The 17,320-nt window shown below is 61.1% G+C and carries 19 protein-coding genes; 6 read left to right on the top strand and 13 right to left on the bottom strand.

Translation table 11 applies throughout. The features are described 5' to 3' along the window. Window positions 1–20 precede the first annotated feature (20 nt). Entirely contained in the window at window positions 21–728 is a 708-nt protein-coding gene (gene sfsA, locus INHI_RS0119785) for a DNA/RNA nuclease SfsA (RefSeq protein ID WP_027248674.1), read from the top strand. Window positions 729–732: 4 nt separating this feature from the next. Here the strand turns inward: sfsA and INHI_RS0119780 are convergent, their stop codons facing one another. Beyond that, window positions 733–1,659, bottom strand: coding sequence for a mechanosensitive ion channel family protein (locus tag INHI_RS0119780; protein WP_027248673.1), 927 nt, complete (start codon window positions 1,657–1,659; stop codon window positions 733–735). 157 nt (window positions 1,660–1,816) lie between these two features. Between INHI_RS0119780 and map the strand changes: the two genes are divergently transcribed. Beyond that, the gene (gene map / locus INHI_RS0119775) at window positions 1,817–2,626 is read left to right on the top strand and encodes a type I methionyl aminopeptidase (protein WP_027248672.1); all 810 of its coding nucleotides are present in this window, start codon (window positions 1,817–1,819) and stop codon (window positions 2,624–2,626) included. 85 nt (window positions 2,627–2,711) lie between these two features. On the opposite strand, the gene INHI_RS0119770 is transcribed toward map, so the two are convergent. From INHI_RS0119770 to INHI_RS0119755, 4 genes are all read right to left on the bottom strand, one after another. Then, window positions 2,712–3,038 carry a hypothetical protein gene (locus tag INHI_RS0119770; protein WP_027248671.1) on the bottom strand — a complete coding sequence of 109 codons (327 nt, stop codon included), beginning with the start codon at window positions 3,036–3,038 and terminating at the stop codon, window positions 2,712–2,714. A gap of 186 nt (window positions 3,039–3,224) precedes the next feature. Beyond that, window positions 3,225–3,893 (bottom strand): HAD family hydrolase, encoded by a 669-nt coding sequence (locus INHI_RS0119765; protein ID WP_014875808.1) that lies wholly within the window; start codon window positions 3,891–3,893, stop codon window positions 3,225–3,227. 24 nt (window positions 3,894–3,917) lie between these two features. Further along, window positions 3,918–4,472: a 16S rRNA (guanine(966)-N(2))-methyltransferase RsmD gene (rsmD, locus tag INHI_RS0119760; RefSeq protein WP_014881091.1), complete on the bottom strand. Its 555-nt coding sequence runs from the start codon at window positions 4,470–4,472 to the stop codon at window positions 3,918–3,920. Continuing rightward, window positions 4,469–5,680 carry an NAD(P)/FAD-dependent oxidoreductase gene (locus INHI_RS0119755; protein ID WP_027248670.1) on the bottom strand — a complete coding sequence of 404 codons (1,212 nt, stop codon included), beginning with the start codon at window positions 5,678–5,680 and terminating at the stop codon, window positions 4,469–4,471. The genes rsmD and INHI_RS0119755 overlap by 4 nt, the downstream gene beginning before the upstream one ends. 124 nt (window positions 5,681–5,804) lie before the next feature. Between INHI_RS0119755 and INHI_RS0119750 the strand changes: the two genes are divergently transcribed. Beyond that, window positions 5,805–6,293, top strand: a complete 489-nt coding sequence (locus tag INHI_RS0119750; RefSeq protein WP_027248669.1) for a peroxiredoxin — start codon at window positions 5,805–5,807, stop codon at window positions 6,291–6,293. 74 nt (window positions 6,294–6,367) lie between these two features. Here INHI_RS0119750 and INHI_RS0119745 read toward each other — a convergent pair whose 3' ends face one another. From INHI_RS0119745 to INHI_RS0119720, 6 genes are all read right to left on the bottom strand, one after another. Next, window positions 6,368–6,661: a 4a-hydroxytetrahydrobiopterin dehydratase gene (locus tag INHI_RS0119745; RefSeq protein ID WP_014875812.1), complete on the bottom strand. Its 294-nt coding sequence runs from the start codon at window positions 6,659–6,661 to the stop codon at window positions 6,368–6,370. Further along, complete coding sequence (locus INHI_RS0119740; protein ID WP_027248668.1) at window positions 6,658–7,845, bottom strand: GNAT family N-acetyltransferase; 1,188 nt, start codon at window positions 7,843–7,845, stop codon at window positions 6,658–6,660. Before INHI_RS0119740 ends, INHI_RS0119745 begins: the two co-directional genes overlap by 4 nt. Window positions 7,846–7,891: 46 nt before the next feature. Next, window positions 7,892–8,665: a glycerophosphodiester phosphodiesterase family protein gene (locus tag INHI_RS0119735; protein ID WP_027248667.1), complete on the bottom strand. Its 774-nt coding sequence runs from the start codon at window positions 8,663–8,665 to the stop codon at window positions 7,892–7,894. Next, the gene (locus INHI_RS0119730; RefSeq protein WP_027248666.1) at window positions 8,662–9,120 is read right to left on the bottom strand and encodes a RidA family protein; all 459 of its coding nucleotides are present in this window, start codon (window positions 9,118–9,120) and stop codon (window positions 8,662–8,664) included. Before INHI_RS0119730 ends, INHI_RS0119735 begins: the two co-directional genes overlap by 4 nt. 124 nt (window positions 9,121–9,244) lie before the next feature. Beyond that, window positions 9,245–10,561 carry an HlyD family type I secretion periplasmic adaptor subunit gene (locus INHI_RS0119725; protein WP_014881097.1) on the bottom strand — a complete coding sequence of 439 codons (1,317 nt, stop codon included), beginning with the start codon at window positions 10,559–10,561 and terminating at the stop codon, window positions 9,245–9,247. Beyond that, window positions 10,558–12,288: a type I secretion system permease/ATPase gene (locus tag INHI_RS0119720; RefSeq protein WP_014875817.1), complete on the bottom strand. Its 1,731-nt coding sequence runs from the start codon at window positions 12,286–12,288 to the stop codon at window positions 10,558–10,560. Before INHI_RS0119720 ends, INHI_RS0119725 begins: the two co-directional genes overlap by 4 nt. Window positions 12,289–12,474: 186 nt before the next feature. Here INHI_RS0119720 and INHI_RS0119715 point away from each other — a divergent pair, with 186 nt between their 5' ends. Together INHI_RS0119715 and INHI_RS0119710 are read left to right on the top strand one after the other, a co-directional pair. Continuing rightward, window positions 12,475–13,254, top strand: a complete 780-nt coding sequence (locus INHI_RS0119715) for an MlaA family lipoprotein (RefSeq protein WP_014875818.1) — start codon at window positions 12,475–12,477, stop codon at window positions 13,252–13,254. Further along, window positions 13,244–13,852 carry an MlaC/ttg2D family ABC transporter substrate-binding protein gene (locus INHI_RS0119710; protein ID WP_014875819.1) on the top strand — a complete coding sequence of 203 codons (609 nt, stop codon included), beginning with the start codon at window positions 13,244–13,246 and terminating at the stop codon, window positions 13,850–13,852. The genes INHI_RS0119715 and INHI_RS0119710 overlap by 11 nt, the downstream gene beginning before the upstream one ends. Before the next feature lie 68 nt (window positions 13,853–13,920). Here the strand turns inward: INHI_RS0119710 and INHI_RS0119705 are convergent, their stop codons facing one another. Both INHI_RS0119705 and INHI_RS0119700 read right to left on the bottom strand, forming a co-directional pair. Further along, window positions 13,921–14,349: a GNAT family N-acetyltransferase gene (locus INHI_RS0119705; RefSeq protein ID WP_254656900.1), complete on the bottom strand. Its 429-nt coding sequence runs from the start codon at window positions 14,347–14,349 to the stop codon at window positions 13,921–13,923. Window positions 14,350–14,412: 63 nt separating this feature from the next. Continuing rightward, window positions 14,413–16,689, bottom strand: coding sequence for a transglycosylase domain-containing protein (locus INHI_RS0119700; RefSeq protein ID WP_014881100.1), 2,277 nt, complete (start codon window positions 16,687–16,689; stop codon window positions 14,413–14,415). 271 nt (window positions 16,690–16,960) lie between these two features. Here INHI_RS0119700 and INHI_RS0119695 point away from each other — a divergent pair, with 271 nt between their 5' ends. After that, window positions 16,961–17,299 (top strand): P-II family nitrogen regulator, encoded by a 339-nt coding sequence (locus tag INHI_RS0119695; protein WP_014875822.1) that lies wholly within the window; start codon window positions 16,961–16,963, stop codon window positions 17,297–17,299. Window positions 17,300–17,320: the final 21 nt, after the last annotated feature.

Raw genomic sequence — 17,320 nt, 5'->3', positions numbered from 1 at the left:
GCAGGTATAGGCCCAGTCACATGCGCTTTCAAACCCCTCTCCTGCCCGCCGTGCTGATCCGACGCTACAAAAGGTTTCTGGCGGACTGCCAGTTGCCGGATGGGCGCGAGGTGACTGCCCATTGTGCCAACCCCGGTTCGATGCTCGGGCTGGCCGAGCCCGGCAGCGCGGTCTGGCTGGAGCCGAATGACGATCCGAAGAAAAAGCTGAAATACGGCTGGCGGCTGGTCGAGGTTGCCGGTGGCACCCTGGTGGGTGTGGATACATCTGTGCCAAACCGCGCGTTGAAATCGGCGTTGGAGGCGCGCCAGATCGCAGCGCTATCGGCCTATGAAACGGTCCGGGCCGAGGTGAAATACGCCGAGAAGAGCCGCATTGATTTCCTGCTGAGCCAGCCCGGCCTGCCCGGCCTGCCCGATTGCTATGTCGAAGTCAAAAGCGTCACCCTATCGCGCCAGCCCGGTCTGGCGGAATTCCCCGATAGCGTCACCGCGCGCGGCGCCAAACATTTGGGCAACCTGGCGGATATGTGCCGGGCCGGCCACCGGGCGGTGCTGCTCTATCTGGTGCAGCGCGAGGATTGTGATCGCTTTGAGATTGCCCACGACATCGACCCGATCTATGCCGCCGCTTGGGATGCGGCGGCGGCTACCGGTGTGGAGCGTCTGGTGATCAGCACCCACATCAGCCCGCAAGGCGTTGAGATTGCGGGCGTGATCGCGGGCTGATCCCTCAGGCAGCGGCCTCGTTGCGGTTTCCAGCGCTGTCCTGCTGATCGCCGTCTTCTGAAGCCTGCTGCGACGCATCAGGGCCTGCCTGAACCAACGTGCGGGTCGGGAAGGGAATATCAATTCCTGCCGCGTCCAGTGCCTCTTTCACCTTACGTTTCATGTCGGCCTGATACTGAAAATACTCCGCCGCATCGACCCAGACGCGCACCAGGAAATCCACCGAGCTGCTGTTGAGATTGTTGACCTGAATGAACGGCTCCGGCTCTGCGTGCGAGCGGCTGTCGGACATGATGGTGTCGCGGATCACCTGTTCGGCGGTGGCGAGGTTCGCCCCATAGCCAACACCGAAATTCCATTCAGCCCGGCGGGTGTCAAACTCGGAATAATTGGTGATCGTGTTGCCCCAAACCTCGGAGTTGGGAATAATCACCTTCAGGTTGGAGAGGCTGGCGATCACGGTGTTGTTCAGGGTGATTTCCTTCACCGTGCCCATTTCGTCATTCACCTCAATGAAATCGCCCAGCTTGAACGGGCGGAACAGGATCAGCATGATGCCGGCGGCGACGTTGGACAGCGCGCCTTGCATGGCCAGACCAATGGCCAGGCCCGCCGCACCGATGGCGGCAATTATGGAGGTGGTCTGCACCCCAAATGTGTTCAGCACAAACAGCACCGCAAAGGCCAGAATCACATAGCGCGCCAGATTGCCGAGGAAGTGGAATAGCGTCACATCAAGGCTGGCATGGCTGTCGCCGATCTGCACAATCCGGCGTTTGACCCAGCTCGCGACGATGAACCCGGCCAGCAGGATCACGATGGCTGCAAGCACGCTGCCCATGGCCTGGGCGAGAAATTCCAGCGTGACCAAATCCGCCAGCGATTTTCCGTTGTAGATTTCAGTCTCCATCAGGGCATTCATGCTGTCCATGGCTGCGGGGTCCTCCGTCGTGCGATTGCAATTCGTCAGGGAGGGAAACGCGCCTATGTGGAAAAAAGTTCCCGGCAGGCGGCCGTGCCGGCTCTGGCCCTTTTCGCGCGAACCGCTTACATAGCTATGTCAAAGACACCCGATGGAGCCTCATCTGATGAGATCGAAAGACGGCCGCACCACAAAAGACGGCATCCGTATCTATGAACCCGGTGATTTCGCGGGAATGCACGCGGCTGGGGCGCTGGCGGCCCGGATCCTTGACGATATTGCAGCCCATGTCGTGCCGGGGCAATCCACTGGCGAGCTGGACCGGCTGATCACCCAGATGGTGGAGGACGCAGGCGCGACCTCGGCCACCATCGGCTACAAGGGCTATCAGCACGCCAGCTGTATCAGCGTGAACCATGTGGTCTGTCACGGGATTCCCGGCGACAAGAAGCTGAAGGATGGCGACATCCTGAATATCGACGTGACCGTCATCGTCGATGGCTGGTTTGGCGACACCAGCCGCATGTATGTGGCGGGCAAGCTATCGCGCAAAACCGAGCGGCTGATCCAGGTCACCCATGACTCCCTGATGAAGGGGATCGAGGCGGTGAAACCCGGCAATACCTTTGGCGACATTGGCCATGCGATCCAGTCCTATGTGGAAGCGCAGCGTATGAGCGTGGTGCGGGATTTCTGCGGCCACGGTCTGGGTCAGGTGTTCCATGCCCCGCCCAACGTGCTGCACTATGGCCGCGCAGGCTCCGGTCCGGTGCTGGAGGAAGGTATGTTCTTCACCATCGAGCCGATGGTGAACCTTGGCCGTCCGGAAACCAAGATTCTGGCCGATGAATGGACCGCCGTGACCCGCGACAAATCGCTGTCTGCGCAGTTTGAACATTCGGTCGGGGTGACGGCAGATGGTGCTGAGATTTTCACCCTGTCGCCTGCGGGCAAGTTTCACCCGACCTACGGCTGAGACCGTATCACTCCACTAAAAAAAAGGGCGGGCCATCTGGCGCGCCCCTTTGTCGTTCAGCGATACAGATTGCCCCGTACCGGTATCAGAGCTTGCAGCGTTTGCGTTCTGCCAAGGCAACCAGAACCTCGTGACGCTCATTCGCGGCTTCAAGCGCCTGCTTGGCGTTGGAATGGTTGCCGATCACCGCGGGCCAGAACAACAGCGCGGCTGCGATATTCTCGCCGGACATGCTCTTGCCCTTCTTGGCTTCTTTGCGGATCTCTTCCAGCTGGTTCAGCTGCACCGTGATTTCGGTGCAGGTCAGCTTGGCATCCCCCACCTGCGTTTTGGTGACAACATCAGGCGACACGCAGGCCGACAGGGCCAAGGCGCTGGCAAGGGCCAGGCCAATGCGGAGATTAAGTTTCATATCATGTCCTACATCAATTCTGGGCATCTGAAATGAGATGCTGAACGGAACGATAGATCGTCCGTTTCACAGGCCGAATATGTCCAACATGGGACCTTGTAAATCCTGCGATTGGACTGTTGGGAGTTCCGCTGAACAAAGCGTATAGATTGCTGTGAAAATGTCGCACTCTACCTGAGAGTGCCGTCAGGGACGCAGGCCTATCAGACGCGGAACCTCTGACATGGCGGTGATATGCTCGGCATTATGCCGCTTCAGGCGCGTGCCCTTGCCGTGGGGGTCGAAGCCGAGGCAGCGCATGCCTGCGCGGGCGGCGGCGATGGCGCCGTTTTCGCTGTCTTCAACCACAAGACAGTCGCGGGCCTGCACGTCGAAATGACAGGCCGCTGCAAGGAACAGATCCGGATCGGGCTTACCGGTCTTGAGCGTATGGGCAGAGAACATCGCCTGGGGATGGAACTGATCCCAGAGCCCGTTCTGGCCAAGGGTGATGCGCATCTTGTCCTCGCTGCCGTTGGAGGCCACGCAAAAGGCAATGCCCCGCGCTTGCAAGAGCGCCAGAAGATCAGGAATGCCGGGAACGAGGTCCACGCCCTGCCGCAGACGGGCGTAGGTTTCTCCGTAGACCTCATCCACCCAGTTTGCAGGCAGGTCCGCGCCGAGTTCCTGCGCCTTTTTCATGACGCCCTGCATGGTGCCGCCGACAAAGAGATCCATGCAGTCCGCAAGCGACAGCTGCAGACCGTGGCGGGCAAGGTTTTCGACAAGCACCTGATTGCTAAGTGTTTCGCTATCGACCAGCACACCGTCGCAATCAAAAATCACCAGTTTCGGCGTGGGATATGTGATCGGCATGGTGCTGTCCTTTTGTGCTGATGCTCAGCTCTCGCGCCACAGAAGGGTGACATGCGTGTCACCGTATTTGCGGCTGTCGTGCAGAGTGAAACCTTCGGGGGGCTGCATGGGGCTGCTTTCTTCCCAGACGACCAACGCATCCTCGGCCAGCCAACCGCCCTTGGTCGCGGCGGCCAGCGCCTTTTGCCCCAGCGATTTGCCATAGGGCGGATCGAGGAAGATCACATCACAGGGCGCACCCTCATTGACCGGCAGGCGGGTGGCATCGCGGCGGATGAGACGGGCGCGGTCCTTGATGCGCAGCAGATCAATATTCTTGGTGATCAGCCCCTGCGATACCCGGCCATCATCCACAAACACCGCCTCAGCCGCGCCGCGCGATAGCGCCTCAAGCCCTAGGGCACCGGTGCCTGCGAACAGATCCAGCACCCGTAGCCCGTCGAAATCGACCAGATGCGACAGCACATTAAACAGGCTTTCACGCACACGGTCGGTGGTGGGGCGCAGGTGGGCGCCCGCATCGCCCTTGCCCACGCTGGTGAGCGCGCGGCCCCGAAAGTCTCCGGCGATGATCCTCATGCGCGCAAGAGCGGTTTCAGATCCGCCTCAACGTCCGCCACCACGGCCTTGTCGGCGGTGCGCCCAGCCTCAATCAGGCGTTTGGCCACCATATAGGCGCGCGGGTCGTTCATTGCATCCACCGCGACCAGTTGATCGCCAGTGTAATACCAGAAGGACATGGTACCATCGCTGCCGGTGCGGGTGACGACGTTGTCATAGCCGGTGTTGAGGCCGGCGATTTGCAGTTTGACGTCGTATTGATCGGACCAGAACCACGGCTTGGCCACATAAGTTTCATTCGCGCCAAGCATATTGCGGGCGGCGACCTCTGCCTGATCAATGGCGTTGGGCACGCTTTCCAACCGGATACGGTTGCCGCGATAGGGGAAAGATGCGCAATCCCCGGCGGCCCATATGGACGGATCCGAGGTACGGCCCTGCGCATCCACCTTGATCCCGTTCTCAAGCGTCAGGCCCGCAGCCTCTGCAAGATCACTTGCGGGGGTGATGCCAACACCGACAACTACAAAATCCACCTCAACCGTTGAGCCGTCGCTGAGCACGGCGCGGCTGACGGTGCCATTCTCGCCCTCCAGCCGCTCAAGCCCGATGCCTTCGCGGATGTCGACACCGTGGCCCGTGTGAAGCGCACGGAAGTAATCCGAGGTTTCGGGGGCTGCCACCCGTTGCAGGATACGGCCGGCCATCTCGACCAGCGTGACAGAGACCCCGCGTTTGGCACAGACGGCGGCGGCCTCCAGCCCGATGTACCCGCCGCCCACAATCAGGGTACGCGCGCGCTCCTTGACCACCGGGGCCATGGCGTCCACATCTGCCAGATCGCGCAGCACGTAGACGCCGCCCAGATCGCCACCAATGGCGGCAGGCAGACGGCGCGGGCTGGACCCGGTGGTGAGCGCCAGCTGGTCGTAGTGCAGCACCTCATCCGCGAGGGTCACGGTCTTGGCGGCAGGATCAATTGCCTGCACCTGCTGCCCCAGTCTGAGGGTGATATTGCTATCGGCATAGAAACTTTCAGGCCGCAGATAGAGCCGCTCCAGCTCCAGTTCACCCAGCAGATAGGCCTTCGACAAAGGCGGACGCTGATAGGGTACGACAGGTTCACTGCCGATCAGCGTAATCTCGCCCTCAAAGCCCTGCTTGCGCAGCTGAGCCACCAGCGAGGCGCCGGCCTGCCCTGCCCCGATCACGACGAAATGGGTCATGGTTCCCCCTATCTTTCTGCTGTCCCGGTCTGCGGCTGGTGGCTGTTACATCCCACTGGCATGCCTGCTGCCCGACCCTATATGTGTGAGGATATAAAACACAATCACGGGAGAGGAACAGATCATGATTTCCGTTGGAGAAACCCTGCCAGAGGCGACTCTGACCCGCATGGGAGACGAGGGCCCTGAACAGGTGAGCATGGCCGAGCTGACCAAAGGGCGCACAGTTGCCATTTTTGCGGTGCCGGGCGCGTTCACCCCGACCTGCCATTCGGCCCATGTGCCCAGTTTCATCCGCAATAAGGACGCGCTGACAGCCAAAGGCGTGGATGAGATCATCTGCATTGCGGGCAACGATCCCTTTGTAATGAAGGCCTGGTCAGAGGCGACCGGGGCCGGTGCTGCCGGTATCACCATGTTATCGGACGCCGAATGCGGCTTCACCGATGCGATCGGGATGCGGCTGGACGCGCCTGCGGCGGGTCTGATCGGGCGCTCGCTGCGCTATGCGATGCTGGCACGCGATGGCAAGGTCGAAATCATGAACGCCGAAGACAATCCCGGCCAATGCGAGCTGTCTGCGGGCGAAGCGCTGCTTGAGGCGATGGGCTGATCCCCACCAGTTGAAACGCAAAAGGCGCGGACAATTCCGCGCCTTTTCTGGTCTTATCTGCCGGGAACCTTGCCCTAAAACAGGCTTTCCATCTTGCGGGCGAGTTTTGCATCCAGCGCACTGATGCCACCCACATCGTGGGTGGTCAGGGTCACGGTAACGGTGTTGTAGACATTGCTCCACTCCGGGTGGTGATCCCATTTTTCGGCCCAGATCGCAGCGCGGGTCATCCAGCCGAAGGCATCGACAAAACTGTCAAATTTATAGGTCTTGGTGATGGCATCACGGCCGTCAACCACCTGCCAACCGGCGCTGAACAGCGGATCCAGCAGTGGGCCACGGGTGGCGTCCGAGAGTTTTTCCGTCATTGTTGCTCCTCCACATGAGGTTTGCGGAACGGACCATAGTCCGTCAGGATCTCGATTTCTTCTTCGATGGCGCCGCGTTCGGCCTCCAGATAGCGGGCAATGGCATCGGCAAATCCCGGATCGCCCACCCAATGCAGACTATGCGTTTGCGTCGGCAGATAGCCGCGCGCCAGTTTGTGTTCCCCCTGCGCGCCCGCTTCGACCCGGTTCAGCCCGCGGGCAATCGCCTGGTCGATGGCCTGATAGTAACACAGTTCGAAATGCAGGCAGGGGTGGTGTTCGCGGCAGCCCCAATAGCGCCCGTAAAGTGTCTCGCGGCCTAGAAAATTCAACGCACCCGCTACCGGTATCCCGTCGCGTTCGGCGAGAATCAGCGCCATATCGTCGGCCATGGTGTCATGGGCGATGTCAAAGAAGGCGCGGCTGAGATAGGGCGACCCCCATTTGCGCGCGCCAGTGTCCTGATAGAAGGTCCAGAAGGCATCCCAATGTTCAGGGCGCAGATCGCTGCCGCGATAGGCGCGGATCTCCCCGCCAAAGCCCTGCGCCTGCGCGCGTTCCTTGCGGATGGTCTTGCGCTTGCGCGACGAGAGTGCACCGAGGAAATCGTCAAAACTGCGGTAGCCCTCGTTCAGCCAATGGAACTGTTGCGTAACACGGGCCATCAGCCCCATCTCGGCGCCCATCTTCGCCTCATCCTCTGTGCAGAAGGTCACATGCAGGGAAGAGACGCGGTTGTCTGCCGCCAGCTGTACAGCCCCCTGCACCAGTGCTGACTGGCCCAGACCTTCGAATTCCGGCTTCACCAGAAAACGCCGTCCGGTGGCAGGGGTGAAGGGGGCTGCGATCTGCAGTTTGGGGTAATAGCGCCCGCCCGCCTGTTCATAGGCATGGGCCCAGTTGTGATCGAAGATATATTCGCCCTGACTGTGGGATTTGGCGTACATCGGCGCGCAGGCAATCAACACACCGTCGCGGCGCGCGGTCAGATACTGCGGCTGCCAGCCGGTGCCGCGCCCAACGGAGCCACTGTCCTCCAGCGCGCTCAAAAACCGGTGCGTGGTGAAGGGATCCAGCGGGGCGCTGCCATCGGCCGCTTCGGGACAGGCGCAGGCGTCCCATTCCTCAGCCGATAGCTGCGACAGCGCGCCGAGCACTTCGATTTCAATCTGCGCCTGTTCCATTCAGTTCCTCCGCGACAGATAGTATCTGGGTCCGCCGTGGATGGGATCAAGCCGGGATATCAGAAAGATACCGCTCAAAGGTGACATTATGCGCGATTTTGCGGGCCTCTTTTTCCATCGCGGCGGAGGTCACGGTCCAGCATAGAACCGGCGCCCCCTGGGCGCGCAGTTCGCCAACACGCGGGCTGGCGAGATCCGCAACCTCATGGCTGATGAAACAGGAGCCAGAGCGGTCAAAATCCGGGATTGCGCGCAGATGGTCGCAGACCTCCGCCGTCAGCTCGGGCCAATGCTCAACCCTGTAGCTGCTGGTGGTGAGGCCCCGGGGCCGCTCGGGCGCCAAGCGCGCCAGTTCGACCACGGAATGCGGATTGAAAGACATCAGCGCGACCTCGCCGGTATAGTTTTTCAACTGGTCTGCGGTGTCGGCCTCCAGCGCGCCGATGTTTGGCCCCATATTGCCGTCCTGATCCTTCAGCTCGATCAAGAGTGGCACGCGCCCATCAACCAGGTCGAGGATCTCGGCCAGATCCGGGATGCATTCGCCATCACCGCCCTTGAGAGGGATGGCGCGCAGCTGATCGCGGGTGTGATCAGCAACAAGCCCCGTACCCTCGGCCAGCCGTTCCAGATTGTAGTCGTGGAACACCATGGCGCACCCATCGGAGGACAGTTGCAGATCCATTTCAATGCCATACCCGGCCTCAATCGCCGCGAGGATGGCGGCCCGGCTGTTTTCCGGGCGACCATCGCGCACGTCGTGCAGCGCGCGATGGGTGATGGGCTGGCGCAGGAATGCGGCAGGCAGATCAGAAGTCATGAGATCTGGAACACGCCGTCGATTTCCACTGCCACGCCCAGCGGTAGCGAGGGCGAGCTGACCGCAGCGCGAGCATGACGACCGGCATCGCCCAGCACCTCGACCATGAGGTCAGACGCCCCGTTCACCACCTGCGGCTGGTCGGTGAAACTGTCGGTGGAATTGACAAATGCCCCCAGTTTGACGACGCGCTTCAGGCGATTGAGGTCGCCGTCACAGGCGGCTTTCAGCTGCGCCAGCAGGGCGATGGCGCATTGGCGGGCAGCCTTCTGACCGGCGGGCACATCCATATCAGCGCCCAATTTGCCGGTGATCAGACCCTCAGGACCGGCAGAAATCTGGCCGGAGATATAGACCATATTGTCTACGACCACATAGGGCACATAGTTGGCTGCGGGGGCTGGTGCGCTTGGCAGCTGAATGCCCAGGTCTTTGAGTTTGGCTTCGATATCCATGGGTGTGGTCCTTTACGTCAGGTTTTGCGGAACGCTAACCGGGAAGCGGCAGGGCGGAAAGCAAAAAACCGCCCCCGAAGGGACGGTTTTGTGACGTGACGCGCACTGCGCGGTGCCTTGCGGTTCAGCTTTCCCGGAAGGCGCGGACAAAGTAGTCCGCAAGCGGTTTGACCAGATAGCCAAGCGGGGTTCGATCAGCGGTGCGGATATAGCCCTCAACCGGCATACCGGGGATGAGAACGGTGCCCTCTGGCAGGGTCTCCAGCTGGCCCGGGTTCAGTTCGATTTCCGTGCGGTAATAGGAGAGTTTGCTGGCCTGATCCTCAAACGCATCAGCCGAGATCTGTTTCACCGAGCCGAACAGTTCCGGTGTCGAACGTTGATCCAGAGCCGGGAAGCGCAGGGTTACCGCCTGACCGACAAAGATCTGATCGACATCCGTGGGTGCCACCTGCGCGGCAATCACCAGCGGTCGGTCCTGCGGTACCAGATACAGCACCGGATCCGCCGCCCGGATCACTGAGCGGGGCGTGTGGACCTGTAGGCCATAGACGATGCCGGAGACCGGCGCAGTGATATCGAGCCGTGCGAGACGATCCTTCAGCGCGCGGCGGGTCTCGGCCAGTTCCAACTCCTGATAGCGCAGATCCCGCAGGCGGGTGATCGCCTCTTCGCGTTGCTGGGTGCCGAGTTTCAGGATCTCGATATCAATCTCGGTGATGCGCCCCTCGGCCTGCGCTTCGGTGGCGATCAGCTCGCCCAGCGAGCCCTGCAGATCGGCCTCGGTCCGACGCAGGTTCAGAACGGTGCCTGCCTGCGCCAAGCCACGATCCAGCAGCGATTGCTGATTGGTCAGTTCCTCCTCAATCAGGTCAAGCTGGGTGCGCCGCGAGGCCTGCTGGGCACGGACGCCGATGATCTGATCCTGGATCTGGGTACGTCGTTTTTCTAACTGGTCAATCTCGCGCGCGACGGAATCTTTGCGGGCCTCAAACAGGCGGACCTGCCCCTGCATCAGATCGGCCACCTCTGGCCGGGTCTCGGACAGGTCGTGCAGTTCAGTGTCGAATTCTACCGTCTCGGCGCTATCGCGCTCCGCATCAAGGCGGGCACGGCGGGCCATCAGCTCAAACAGCTGCCCTTCGGTGATGACCAGCTGCGAGCGCAACTCCTTGGCATCCAGACGCAGGAGAACCGCACCCTCGGCGACGGTGTCGCCCTCCTCCACCAGAATTTCCTGCACGATGCCGCCGTCCAGATGCTGGACGACCTGCCGGTTGCGGTCGACCTCAATCCGGCCTGAAGCCACAACCGCGCCGGCAATCGACGTCGCCACCGACCATGTGCCAAAACCGCCAAGCAGGATGATCACCCCGATCAGTCCGATTATCAGCGGGCGGCGGGCGGACCAGGAATTGGTCTCGGTTTTGCTCTGGTTCATCGCACACCTCCCGGCGCTGCCTGTTGAATGCTCTGATGGTTTGAGACCATCTCTCGCAGGACCTTATCCTTGGGCCCGAAGGCGGTCTGAACCCCCTGATCAATCACCAACAGCAGGTCACATTCCTGAATGGCGGCGGGGCGATGGGCCATGATCAGCACCGAGTGACCATCGGCCTTCAGCTGCTTGATCGCCCGGTTCAGCGCCACGGATCCATCATTGTCGAGGTTTGAGTTCGGCTCATCCAGAATGACGATCACCGGATCATCATATAGGGCACGCGCCAGGGCGACCCGTTGCATCTGACCACCGGACAGCCGCCCGCCCCCGGCCGTAATATGCGTGTCGTAGCCATCGGGCAGATGCACGATCATGTCATGCGCGGCGGCTTTCTTCGCGGCGGCGACCACTTTTTCGGAATCCGGGTTAGGCGACAACCGGGCGATATTCTGCGCGATGGTGCCTTCGAACAGTTGCACCCGTTGCGGCAGATACCCGATGTTCTGACCCAGCACCTCCGGCGCGTATTGATCCAATGAGGCCCCGTCGAGCCGGACAGTGCCCGCCGCCGGGCGCCAGGCCCCGGTGAGCGCCCTTGCCAGCGTGGACTTACCGGAACCGGACGGACCAATCACGCCAATCGCCTGCCCCGGCTGCACGCGGAAGCTGACATTGCGCAGCTGCGGGCGGTTGTCACCGGGGGGCACCACGGCCAGCGCCTGCACCTCCAGATTGGCGGTGGGCTTGGGAAGTTCGGTGCGCTCGGCCTCCTCCGGCACCTTGTCGAGCAGCTCGGCGAGGTTGCGCCAGCCTTTGAGGGCGCGCTGCACCATTGCCCATTGGCCAAGCGCCAGTTCGATGGGCGCCAGCGCCCGACCCATCAGGATTGAGCCTGCGATCATCGCCCCGGCCGTCACCTCGTTCTGCAGCACCAGATAGGCGCCCAGACCCAGCATCGCCGATTGCAGGAACAGGCGCAGGGTCTTGGTCAGCGTGGTGAAGCCACCGCCGACATCACTGGCGGTGACACTGTCGACAAGGGCCGCATCACGGCCCGCCTTCCAGCGTTGAAAGGCGGCGCGGCGCATTCCCATCGACTGAATCATCTCCGCCTCGGTGCGGATTTCCTCGGACATCAGATTGGCGCGGTGGCCGGACATGCCGGCTTGCATCTGCGGGCGGCGCGACAGGAACTGGTTCAGCACCGCGATGGCAATCAGAACCGCGCCGCCACCAAGCGCAAGCATCCCCAACCACGGGTGAAACAGAGCAATGCCAAAGAGGAAGATCGGCGTCCAGGGCAGGTCGAATGCAGCCCCAAGCACCGGCGAGGCGATCAAACGCTGTACGGACTCCAGATCACTGAGGCCGGTCTGGGCCACCGGATCCTGGGCCACCGCAGAACGGCGGATCATCGCATCAAACACCCGCTGATCGAGCCCGGCCTGAAACCGCGCCCCGACACGGGCCAGAATGCGGCCCCGCGCGTAGTCCAGAACCCCCATGGTGCCGTAGAGGAACACCACCAACAGCGAGAGCGCGATAAGGGTCGCCACCGACCGGCTGCCAAGAACGCGGTCATAGACCTGCATCATATAAAGAGGGCCTGTCAGCATCAGCATGTTCACAAAGAAACTGAAAATGCCGACTGACCAATAGAGGCCGCGACTGCGGCGGCGATGCGCGCGCAGCTCCTCCAATCCGGATTTATGAGAGGTTTTCATCATGAGAGGTCTGCAATTCCCTATCGATATGCCCTATGTATCAGCCACGCGCGCAGAAAACTGGATCTTCACATGTTCCAAATCTGCAACAAAAGTGTAAACAAGCTCAGCCCCTGACTAGGCAGAGACGAGAAACATTATAAGTGGGTCCGCATATGCCCACAGCAGACAGATTGGACACCGAAGCGCATGACCTTCCCGCTGCGACCTTTTGTATTGATGGCCCTGGTAACTGTTACGTCGGCACTGGCAGGCTGTGCAACCCAAGATAGCGTCTCGCGCAACTCGGGTGAGGTGTTTGATCCCTATGAGAACACCAACCGGTCGATCCATAACTTCAACCGCGGTGTCGACCGCTTTGCCTTTCGCCCGGCTGCAAAGGGCTACGTGGCGATTGTTCCGCCAGACATGGTCAGGAGTTTCAATAACTTCGCTGAAAACCTGTCGATGCCGGGCCAGGCCGTGAACGCGCTGCTGCAAGGCAACCTGAAGGAATCCGGCATTGCGATGTCGCGCTTTGTGGTCAACACGATCTTTGGCATTGGTGGCCTCGGTGATCCGGCCTCTGACTTCAATATGCCTCGGGTGGATACGAATTTTGGCGAGACGCTGCACGTCTGGGGTGTTGGTGAAGGGGCTTATGTTGAACTGCCGTTCTTTGGCCCGTCGACGGCCCGCGACGGCACCGGCATTCTGGTCGATTTCTTCACCAACCCGATCAGTTACGCTCGGCATAATCCAGCCGACAACATCGGCGTTTATGCCGAGGTGGTGCGTCGTCTGGGGGATCGTGGCACATATTCCGACACCATCGACTCGATTTTATATGAGAGTGCAGACAGCTACGCGCAGGCGCGGCTGATCTACCTGCAGAACCGCCGTTTTGAGTTGGGCGGCGATCAAAGCGAATACGAAGGGGTCTATGGCGACCCTTATTCAGATCCGTATGAGGACATCTATGCCGAGTAATTTTCTGACCCGTCGCAGTTTTCTGGCCACTGGCGTTGCCTTTCTTGGTTTGGCGGCCCTGCCGGGCAAACTGCTCGCCCTGACCGAAGCTGGTGCGCGCAACCTCGTTGGCAGCGTCGTGGGCGATATCAACAAGGTCATCGCCTCCGGAAAGTCCGAAAGCGCAATGATCCGCGATTTCGAGAAAATTTTTGTGCGATATGCCGATGTAAACATCATGGCCCGCTATGCGCTGGGTGTCGAAGCCCGCCGCGCCAGTGCTTCGGAACTGCGCGCCTTTACCGGTGCCTTTCAGAGCTATATCTCGCGCAAATACGGCAAGCGGTTCCGTGAATTCATTGGTGGATCTGTCGAGGTTCAATCAGCCCGCAAGATCAAAGCAGGCTATGAGATCAAATCGCTGGCCAAGCTGAAAGGTCAGGCACCGTTCGAGGTCACCTTCCTCGTGTCGGACAAATCCGGACGCGACAAGTTTTACAACATGTTCATCGAAGGCGTGAACCTGCTTTTGACCGAGCGCACCGAAATTGGTGCTATCCTTGACCGCAACAAGGGTGACATCAACAAGCTGATCGCCGAGCTGAAACGGTTGAGCTGAGAGGCTGACGCCTCACGCGTCGATTAGCGTCATAAAGGGGCCACGCGGCCCCTTTTTCATGTCAGATTTCACGTCAGAGGCGACACCGCACAGCGTTTGCGCACAGCGCCGTCTTCTATTCGGTAGGTCTGAAACCCCATGTCATCATAATACGCCTGCGCCCTGAGATTGTCGGCGCCGATGGTCGCCTCGATCCAGCTTAGCCCCGCTGCTTGAGCAGCGCGCAGGTTGTGGTCGAAAAGTGCCTGACCGATTCCCTGCCGCCCCATATCGAGCCGCACATAGGTTCCGATGATCCCCCACCCCGGCTCGACCTCATAGGCGTTGCCGGGAACCGCGAGCCTGAGAGACTGAAACCCGACAATCCCGTCAGGACCTTCGCAAACCGCGCACTCGATCCGGTCAGGATGGCTGACATAGGCGCCCAATACATGCAGCGAGTCACCGGGCCGGGCGCTGTTCCAATCGCGCAGCACTTCCGTCAGTACAGAGCTCATCCCGGTTTCGTCACCTGGGCGCGCAGACCTTATGGCCAAGGGATCAGCAAGGGTCATGCCAGATCAATTCCCGAAGATATCGCGCAGCAACCCGTCCACGGCACGGCCCAGCTCCTGCCCGACGTTTGGTCGCTGACGGCGTTGGGGTTGTGGTTGCGGCGGCGGGGCGATGGGTTTGGGCGCGATCATCGGCAGGGGTTTGGGCGGCAGCCCGTCATGCACCCGGACCATGACCTCGCGCCAGATATCAGCGGGCAAGCCACCACCCGTCACACCGGAAAGCGGCGTGTTGTCGTCATAGCCCATCCAGACACCGGCCACGTAATCTGCGGTGAAGCCCACAAACCAGGCATCGCGCGCGGCCTGGGTGGTGCCGGTCTTACCGGCGGCCTGCCAGCCGGGAATCTGGGCGCGACGACCGCTGCCTTGTGAAACCACCTGCTCCATCATCCAGATCAGTTCTCGCGCCGCCTTGGTCTGGATCACCCGCTCACCAAGACCGCCACTTGCCCCCATCATAGGTGTATTGTCACCGATCAACGTCAGTTCGGTGACACCATAGGGCGTCACAGATGAACCGCCATTCAGAATACCGGCGTAGGCCCCTGTCATCTCAAGCAGTGTGCTTTCCGATGCGCCAAGCGCCAGCGCCGGGCCAGCGGCCAATTCACTGTCGAGCCCGAAGTCGCCGGCGACACGGCGCACCAGATCGCGGCCCACGGCCTCGGACACTTTCACCGCCGGAACATTCAGCGAGTCGCGCAAAGCCCGCGCCAAGGTCACCTCGCCATAGAATTTCCGGGTGTAGTTCTTGGGGCACCACTGGCCGGAGCCCGGTACATCCAGGCAATATTGCGCGTCCAGCACCCGGTCGAGCGGCGAATACCCCAGCTCCAGCGCCGTGGCATAGACAAAGGGTTTGAAGGCCGAACCGGTCTGACGCTTGGCCTGTGTGGCGCGGTTGAACACACCAGAGACACGAGACTTGCGCCCGCCAACCATGGCACGCACGGCACCATCCGCGCTCATCACCACGATGGCGGCCTGCGCCTTGGAGCCTTCGCGGACCTTGGTATCAAAGACATGGTTCAGCGCATCCTCGGCCGCGCGTTGCAGGCGCTGGTCAATGGTGGTGCGGATCACCACATCTTCGGTTGTCTCACTGCCAAAGAAATCAGGAATCGTATCCATCACCCAATCGGCGAAATACCCCCCGGCGCGGGCGGCGGCGGCCTCGCTCAGCACGGCGGGGCTGTTTTGTGCCGAACGCATTTCAGACGTCGTCAGATAGCCCTGCTCCTGCATCAGCCGCAGCACGGTGGCGGCGCGATCCTGCGAGCGTTGCAGATTGTTGGTCGGTGCCAGCGTCGATGGTGCGGTCAGCAGACCCGCCAGCATCGCCGCCTCAGACGCATCAACCTGATTGGCGGATTTGCCGAAATAGCGCTGCGCTGCCGCCTCTGCACCGTAAGCACCACCGCCCAGATAAGCGCGGTTCATATAGATCGAGAGAATCTCATCCTTGGTGTATTTGGCCTCCATCGCCATCGCAAAGATGGCCTCCTTGGCCTTGCGCCAAAGTGAGCCCTGGCGGCAATCGCGCTCATAAGCGCGCTCGCTCTCCCATTCCGTCGGATCAAAGACCACACCAAGACAGAGCAGTTTGGCGGTCTGCTGGGTAATGGTGGAGCCACCATGTCCGGATAGCGGCCCGCGTCCCTCACGCAAGTTGATGCGCACGGCACTGGCGACACCGCGTGGCGACACCCCGAAGTGGCGGTAGAACCGTTTGTCCTCGGTCGCGACGATGGCGTTTTTGAGGTAGGGCGACACGGTTTCGCTGGTGACCACGCCACCAAATTGATCTCCGCGCCAAGCAAAGACCTCGCCATTGCGGTCGGTCAGGGTAACGGACCCCCGCGCCCGCCCGTCCAGCAGTTCGGCGACCTCGGGCAGTTTCATGTAGTGATAGCCCACAGCCAGCGCCACCAGCGCGGTGGAGATCATGCCAATGCGCCAGGTGAACCCCCAGGCGAGCCGGAACGCCCAGCGAAATGGCGCCAGGATCAGCGCCAAGAGGCGGCCCAACAGGGTCTTGGGCTTTCGCGGTTTGCGTGGTCCTCTGCCGCCGCCCCCGCTGCCGCCCCTTGTGCTGCCAGCTTTGCCACCGGTTTTCCCTCCGCCGCTGAACAGAGTGAACCAGCCCGATTTCCGCGCTTTGGGCGCAGATTTTGGCCGTGGTTTGGCCTTGCGCGCAGATGCTTTGCCCTGCGTGCCGCGCCCCGCTGTCGCGTAGCGCTTGTCTGCGACCAGAGGTCGGCGCCGCGTTCCTTGTGCCATCTTCCAGATCCTGCCCGGTTTGCCCGTTTTGCGGACAATACCCCGTCTGCTCTGCTTTGTTGAGGGGCAGATTGACCGCAATTCCCCTCTGCAAGCCGGGTGTTTTTTAAGCGCAGCAGCAAAAGACCGCCTATTTTTTCACCGTCCCGCTGCGACACCCCCCTGAAACCGCCCTCAAAACGTTCCACCGACTCGGTTCTGCGGATTTGCTGCACCTGCAAACAGTTCAGGCGCTCTCATCACGCGCCGTCATCATGACAGGGGTTCGGGGATGAAAATGATCATAGCAACCATCAAGCCGTTCAAGCTGGAGGAGGTCCGTGAAGCACTGACATCCATCGGCGTGTCCGGGCTGATGGTCACGGAAATCAAGGGGTTCGGCGCCCAGTCAGGCCACACGGAAATCTATCGCGGCGCGGAATACGAGGTGAATTTCGTACCCAAGGTGCGGCTGGATCTGGTGGTGCCTTCCGGGCTCGCTGACCAAGTGGTCGACACCATCACCCAGACCGCCCGCACCGGCAAAATCGGTGATGGCAAGATCTTTGTTCTCGACGTTGAGCAGGCAATCCGCGTGCGCACCGGCGAAACCAATCACGACGCGCTGTGAAGACGCGCAAAGGAAGGAAAT

It is taken from the genome of Phaeobacter inhibens DSM 16374, assembly GCF_000473105.1.
Taxonomy (GTDB): Bacteria; Pseudomonadota; Alphaproteobacteria; order Rhodobacterales; family Rhodobacteraceae; genus Phaeobacter; species Phaeobacter inhibens.
The sequence above is the reverse complement of the archived record's forward strand: the minus strand, read 5'-3'. Positions and strand labels throughout refer to the sequence as shown.